Source organism: Curtobacterium sp. NPDC098951 (genome assembly GCF_044759965.1).
In the GTDB taxonomy this organism is placed as follows: domain Bacteria; phylum Actinomycetota; class Actinomycetes; order Actinomycetales; family Microbacteriaceae; genus Curtobacterium.
Genome location: NZ_JBIWAG010000004.1, coordinates 44332 through 50625 on the forward strand (window position 1 = coordinate 44332; position 6294 = coordinate 50625).

Below are 6294 nucleotides of genomic sequence, written 5' to 3' on the forward strand. Positions count from 1 at the left end.
ACGGTCAGCGAGCGGGGCGTACCGTGCACACGAAGCCGGCTTGCTGTCCCGGCCCCGGGTGTGCGCCACTTCCGTGTGTCCGGAGGACGAGCCACCGCTGCGGTCCTCATCTCCCCACCTCGGCGCGTTCGGATCATGAAGAACATCGTGTACGGCCTGAGCGCCGTCCTGACCTCGGACGAGGCAGCGGACGCCGTCCTGGACTACGCCGCAGCGCTCGCGCACGCCGGACTCGCGGACACCGTGGCGGTCCCGACCGTCGACGCCTTCGGGAGCACCACGACGACGTCCTTCCTGCTCGCCCCGGCGCTCGGACTGCTGGTCGAGGACGCGCCGGACGATCCACTCGGCCCCGACACGGCCGCCTTCGTCGAGGAGATCACCTGGCGGGCCCGGGCCGTGCGCTGCACCCCGCCGCCGCCCGCCTGAGGCGTCGCGCTGCTGCGCCGCCGCGCCGGCCGCGCCGTCGCGGGCACCTCACGCGCCCACCGACACATCACGCGCCCGCCACCCCGTGAACTGTCGCCCACGCCGTGAACACGCGACCGCGCGGCGGACGGGAGGCGCGGCACCAGCCCGCCCCGCGCCTCCCGACCTCCGCAACGCGCCTCACGCGCCCACCGACACCTCACGCGCCCGCCACCGCGTGAACTGTCGCCCACCCCGTGAACACGCAACCGCCCGCCGGACAGGAGGCGCGGCACCAGCCCGCCCCGCGCCTCCCGATCTCCCGGCCTCCCGGCCTCCCGACCGCCGCAACGCGCCTCACGCGCCCAGCGACAGCTCACGCGCCCGCCACCCCGTGAATTGTCGCCCACCCCGTGAACACGCGACCGCGCGGCGGACGGGAGGCGCGGCACCAGCCCGCCCCGCGCCTCCCGGCCGCAGCCAAGCGGCCTCCCGACCACCGCAACGCGCCTCACGCGCTCACCGACAGCTCACGCGCCCGCCACCGCGTGAACTGTCGCCCACCCCGTGAACTGGCATCGCACCCGGCCCCGCGCACGGCAGAGGGCGCCGGTACCGCGAAGCGGCCCGACGCCCTCTGTGCTCACTCGACGCCCGCCGCAGCGTGCGCCGAGGCGCTTCAGCCGATCGACACGGCGGTCCAGGAGACCGGCGGCAGTTCGATCGTGATGGTGTCACCCTCACGGCGGACGGTGTCGTTCGTGCGCAGTCCGACGCGCTCGGTGTTCGCCAGGTCGTTCACCGCGTGCAGGTCGTCGTCCCAGACGCCCTCGGCGCGGACGTCACCCTCGACGGACAGGCCGGCGAGGTCGATCGTCACCGAGGTCGACTCGGACGGGTGCCGGTTGACCAGGAAGACCGCGGCCTTGCCGTCCTCGCCGACGGTGGCGGCCGAGTCGACGACCGGGACCTCGCCGTACTTGCCGCCGTCGACCGTGTCGCCAGAGGACTTGACCTGCAGCGACGTGCCGTTGGCCAGGCGCGAGGTCAGCGAGAACGGGAAGAACGTCGTCTGGCGCCAGGCCGGGCCGCCGGGCTCGGTCATGATCGGGCCGATGACGTTGACCAGCTGCGCGAGCGACGCCGAGGCAACGCGGTCCGCGTGGCGGAGCAGCGAGATGAGCAGGCCGCCGACGACGACGGCGTCCGCGACGGTGTAGACGTCCTCGAGCAGGCGAGGGGCAACCGGCCAGTCCTGCAGCTCGAAGGTCTTCTGCTGCTCGTTCCACTTCGAGATGGACCAGACGTTCCACTCGTCGAACGAGATGTCGATGCGCTTGTCGGACTTCTTCTGCGCCTGGACGTGGTCGGCGGCGGTCGTGACCGTCTTGATGAAGTGGTCCATGTTCACACCGGAGGCGAGGAACGAGGCGAGGTCGTCGCCCTCCTCATAGTAGGCGTGCGCAGAGATGTAGTCGACGTCGTCGTAGGTGTGCTCGAGGACGGTGCGCTCCCACTCGCCGAACGTCGGCATCGATGCTCCGGAGGAACCGCAGGCGACGAGCTCGAGGTCCGGCTGGATCTGCCGCATGGCCTTGGCGGTCATCGCGGCGAGCTTGCCGTAGTCCTCGGCGTTCTTGTGGCCGAGCTGCCACGGGCCGTCCATCTCGTTGCCGAGGCACCACATCGAGATGGCGAAGGGCTCCTGACGGCCGTTCGACTTCCGGTACTCGCTGAGCGCGGTGCCGGCGTCGATGTTCGCGTACTCGAGGAGCTCGATGGCCTCCTGCGTGCCGCGGGTGCCGAGGTTGACGGCGAGCATGAGCTCCGAGCCGACCTGGTCGAGCCAGTGCTGGAACTCGTGCAGGCCGACCTCGTTCGTCTCGGTCGAGTGCCAGGCGAGGTCGAGACGACGGGGACGCTGCTCGACCGGGCCGACGCCGTCCTCCCACTTGTAGCCGGAGACGAAGTTGCCACCGGGGTAGCGGATCGCGGACACACCGAGTTCCTTGACGAGCTCGACGACGTCCTTGCGGAAGCCGTGCTCGTCAGCGGTCTCGTGCGCCGGCTCGTGGATGCCGTCGTAGACGTGGCGTCCGAGGTGCTCGACGAACCCGCCGAACAGGCGACGTCGCACCGGCCCCACGGTGAACGCGGCGTCGAGGACGAGGTGTGTGCGGGGCATGGATCTCCTTCGATCGTGGGGCTGCCTGCGCTCGGCGAAAGTGAGCGCTCACGTTTCCGAAACGCTAGCGGCTTTCCGCGCGACACGAAAGGGGGCGCCCGCGAACATCACGGATCGGCCGTCACCCGCACCGAAAGGGTGGCGGCACGCCGGGACGCGCGCTAACGTGAGCGCTCACGGAGCACCGACCCTGCTCCGACTCGGCCCGTCCCGATGGAGTGATGCCATGCCGAACCGTATCCCCGTACCCACCTCGCACCCACGAGGCGGTGCCTTCACGCGGAGGAGCCTCCTCGCCGCAGGTGCAGCCGCCGCCACGGTGCTGCCGCTCGCGGCCTGCTCCAGCCCCCTCGCCGCCGGCATCGCCGGAGCCCCGCTCAACCCGGAGACCCTGGTCTTCTGGAACCTCTTCGGCGGCGGTGACGGTGTCCGCATGCAGGACATGGAGGCCGGCTACGCCAAGCAGCACGGCGGCTCGTCGTCCCTGCAGGCGACCACCTTCGCGTGGGGCAACCCGTACTACTCGAAGGTCACACTGGCCACCGTCGGGAACAAGCCGCCGGACGTCGCCATCGCCCACCTCACCCGTGCGAAGCCGCTCTGGGACGGTGACCTGCTCGACCCGATCACGAGCGACGACCTGGCGAGCGTCGGCCTGAGCGCCAGCGACTTCAACCAGAAGGCCTGGACGGCGCAGAAGACCGACGGGAAGAACATCTGCATCCCGCTCGACACCCACCCGTTCGTCCTCTTCTACAACGTTGACATCTGCCAGAAGGCGGGCCTGATCGACGGCGACGGCAAGCTCAAGGACCTCACCGGGATCGACGCCTTCGAGAGCGCGCTGGCCGCGGTCGCGAAGGTCACCGGCGGCACGGCCCTCAACGTCGCCAACGTCAGCGAGGTCGCGACCCCGTGGCGCTTCTTCTGGACCATGTACAACCAGATCGAGGGGGCGACGCCGTTCATCAGCGACGGCGGCTCGAAGCTGACCGTGAACGAGGACGCCTACACGAAGGTCACCGACATGACCCAGAAGTGGGTCAAGAACGGCTGGCTGAACAAGGGCCTCGACTACGCCACGGCGCAGACGCTGATGTTCACCGGCAAGGCCGGCTTCTTCATGCAGGGCGAGTGGGAGATCAGCACGGCGCAGTCGATCAAGGGGCTGAAGTTCGGCATGGCGCCGATCCCGCAGCTCTTCGACAAGCCGGCGACGCAGGCCGACTCGCACACGTTCATCCTGCCCCGCAAGGACCGGACGCCGGAGCAGCGGAAGGCCCACATGCTCTTCATCAAGCAGATGCTCGAGCAGAGCCTCACCTGGGCCCAGGGCGGACACGTCCCGGCGTACCTGCCGACGTACGACAGCACCGCGTACAAGAAGCTCACGCCGCAGTCGAACTACGCCTCGGCCGCCGAGAGCGCGGTGTTCGACGACCCGGCCTGGTACGGCGGCTCCGGATCGACGTTCGAGAACACCGTCGGCGCCCAGCTCGCCCTCGTCCAGCAGGGCAGCAGCTCCCCCGCGCAGGCCATGTCGGCGATCAACGACCAGCTCGCGACCTACCTCAACACCCCGAGCCCGCTGTGACCGGGCACGTCCCCACCGTGAACACCGCGCGAAAGGCACGATGACGTGACTGCAGCACCAGTCCTCACCCGTCCCACGGAGGCGACCACCGCTCCTCGACGAACCGGCACCTACCGGACCAGCCTCACGCGCGGCCAGGGCCGCAGCGGGTGGCTCTTCCTCGCACCGTTCGGCCTGTTCTACCTGGCCTTCCTGCTCGGCCCCACGATCTGGATGATCGTCTCGAGCTTCTTCAACACCTCGACCGTCCGCACCGGGCTCGGCAGCTTCGCCGGGTTCGCCAACTACGCCGAGATGCTCGGCCGCGCCGACTTCTGGTCGTCGCTCTGGCACACGCTGCAGTTCACGCTGTACACGACGCCGCCGCTCGTCATCCTGGCGTTCCTGTTCGCCGTGCTGACGAACCGGATGAACCGCGGCCAGTGGTTCTTCCGCCTGGCGTTCTTCCTGCCGTTCATCCTGCCGTCGGCGACGATCTCGCTCATCTGGGTGTTCATCTTCACCCCGGCGACGGGTCTGTTCGCGTCCGTCCAGCAGGCGATCGGCATCACGCCGGGCGCCGGTGTGCTGGCGAGCCCGAACACCGCGATGATCGGCGTCGCGATCGCCACCGTCTGGTGGACGCTCGGGTTCAACTTCGTCCTCTACCTCGCCGGGCTCCAGGAGATCCCGCGCGAACTGTACGAAGCCGCCGCGGTCGACGGGGCGTCGAGCTGGCAGCAGATCAAGTCGATCACGCTGCCGCTGCTCGGTCGCACCACGACGCTGGTGATCCTGCTGCAGATCATCGCCAGCCTGAAGATCTTCGACCAGGTGTACCTGATGACGAACGGCGGACCGGGCATCTCCACCCAGGTCTCGCTGCAGCTCATCACGGGCGTCGGCTTCACCGACAACCGACTCGGTGCCGCCTCGGCCGCATCGGTGCTCCTGTTCATCGTGATCGTCGCGATCGCAGTCATCCGGCAGCTCGTCGAGCGCGCTGCCGCCAAGCGAGAGATCGGGGCCTGACATGACCGCCACCGAGAGCATCACCACCGACCGCCCCCGCTTCCGCTCCGGCGTCTCCGCTGCGGCACCCGCGAACGCCGCGAAGATCGGCGTCTCGGGCAAGGGGTTCAACATCACGGCCGCGATCATCCTCACGGTGTTCGCGATCATCTGGCTCATCCCGAGCCTGTTCGCCCTGAAGACGTCGCTGTCCGACAACGGCGTCGCGGCCCTCGGCGCGAACGCCATCCTGTCCAACTGGAACCCGACGCTGCACTCCTACGCGGCGCTGTTCCAGGCCGGCGACATCTGGAACTGGTACCTCGCGAGCGGCATCACGAGCGTGGTCACCGCGCTCCTGACGGTGCTGTTCGCGTCGATGGCCGCGTTCGCGCTGTCGCGACTCGTGTTCCGCGGGCGCAACGTCGCGTTCCTGCTCATCATCCTCGGGATCATGATCCCCACGCAGGTGCTGATCATCCCGATCTTCCAGGAGCTCAACTCCGTCGGCCTGCTGAACACCTACTGGTCGGTCATCTTCCCGCAGGTGCCCGCCGTGATCGCGGTGTTCATCTTCAAGCAGTTCTTCGACGGGATCCCGCGGGAGCTCGAGGAGGCCGCCCGGATCGACGGCGCCGGCATCTGGAAGGTCTACTGGTCGGTCATCCTGCCGCTGTCGCGTCCGGTGATCGCGGCGGTGACGATCCTGACGTTCGTCGGGGTCTGGAACAACCTGCTGCTGCCGCTGTTCGTGCTGTCGAACCCGGACCTCATGACGATCCCGGTCGGGCTCGCCACGGTCCAGGGCAGCTTCGGCCAGCGCTACGCGGACATCCAGGCCGGAGCGATCCTCGCGGCGCTGCCGCTGATCATCCTCTACCTGATCTTCCAGCGGCAGATCGTCGAGGGCGTGACGGGGTCCGGCCTGAAGGGCTGACGCAACCACAGGACGGACGGGCGCGCCCCGCTCAGCGGCAACGCGAAGCGTTGTGCGGGGCGCGCCGACCGAGCCTGCCAGGGAGGCGCGGTGCCAGCTGGCACCGCGCCTCCTGTCCGTCTACGGGTCGCCCCGAGCGTCGGGGCTCAAAAACAACGGCGCCAGCCCCGACCCGAGGAG

The 6294-nt window shown here is 69.2% G+C and carries 5 protein-coding genes; 4 read left to right on the top strand and 1 reads right to left on the bottom strand.

All coding sequences use genetic code 11. The annotated features are described in order from the left end of the window. The first annotated feature begins 135 nt into the window (after window positions 1–135). Window positions 136–429 (top strand): hypothetical protein, encoded by a 294-nt coding sequence (locus ACIQUC_RS12625; RefSeq protein ID WP_022905757.1) that lies wholly within the window; start codon window positions 136–138, stop codon window positions 427–429. Between the two features lie 658 nt (window positions 430–1087). Here ACIQUC_RS12625 and ACIQUC_RS12630 read toward each other — a convergent pair. Next, complete coding sequence (locus ACIQUC_RS12630; RefSeq protein WP_022905758.1) at window positions 1088–2593, bottom strand: alpha-N-arabinofuranosidase; 1506 nt, start codon at window positions 2591–2593, stop codon at window positions 1088–1090. 226 nt (window positions 2594–2819) lie between these two features. Here ACIQUC_RS12630 and ACIQUC_RS12635 point away from each other — a divergent pair, with 226 nt between their 5' ends. The 3 genes from ACIQUC_RS12635 to ACIQUC_RS12645 are packed head-to-tail and all read left to right on the top strand — an operon-like array spanning window position 2820 to window position 6114. Next, entirely contained in the window at window positions 2820–4187 is a 1368-nt protein-coding gene (locus ACIQUC_RS12635; protein ID WP_402267364.1) for an extracellular solute-binding protein, read from the top strand. Between the two features lie 45 nt (window positions 4188–4232). Further along, the gene (locus ACIQUC_RS12640; RefSeq protein ID WP_022905760.1) at window positions 4233–5198 is read left to right on the top strand and encodes a carbohydrate ABC transporter permease; all 966 of its coding nucleotides are present in this window, start codon (window positions 4233–4235) and stop codon (window positions 5196–5198) included. A 1-nt stretch (window position 5199) separates the two neighbouring features. Next, window positions 5200–6114, top strand: a complete 915-nt coding sequence (locus ACIQUC_RS12645) for a carbohydrate ABC transporter permease (RefSeq protein WP_402267367.1) — start codon at window positions 5200–5202, stop codon at window positions 6112–6114. Window positions 6115–6294 lie beyond the last annotated feature (180 nt).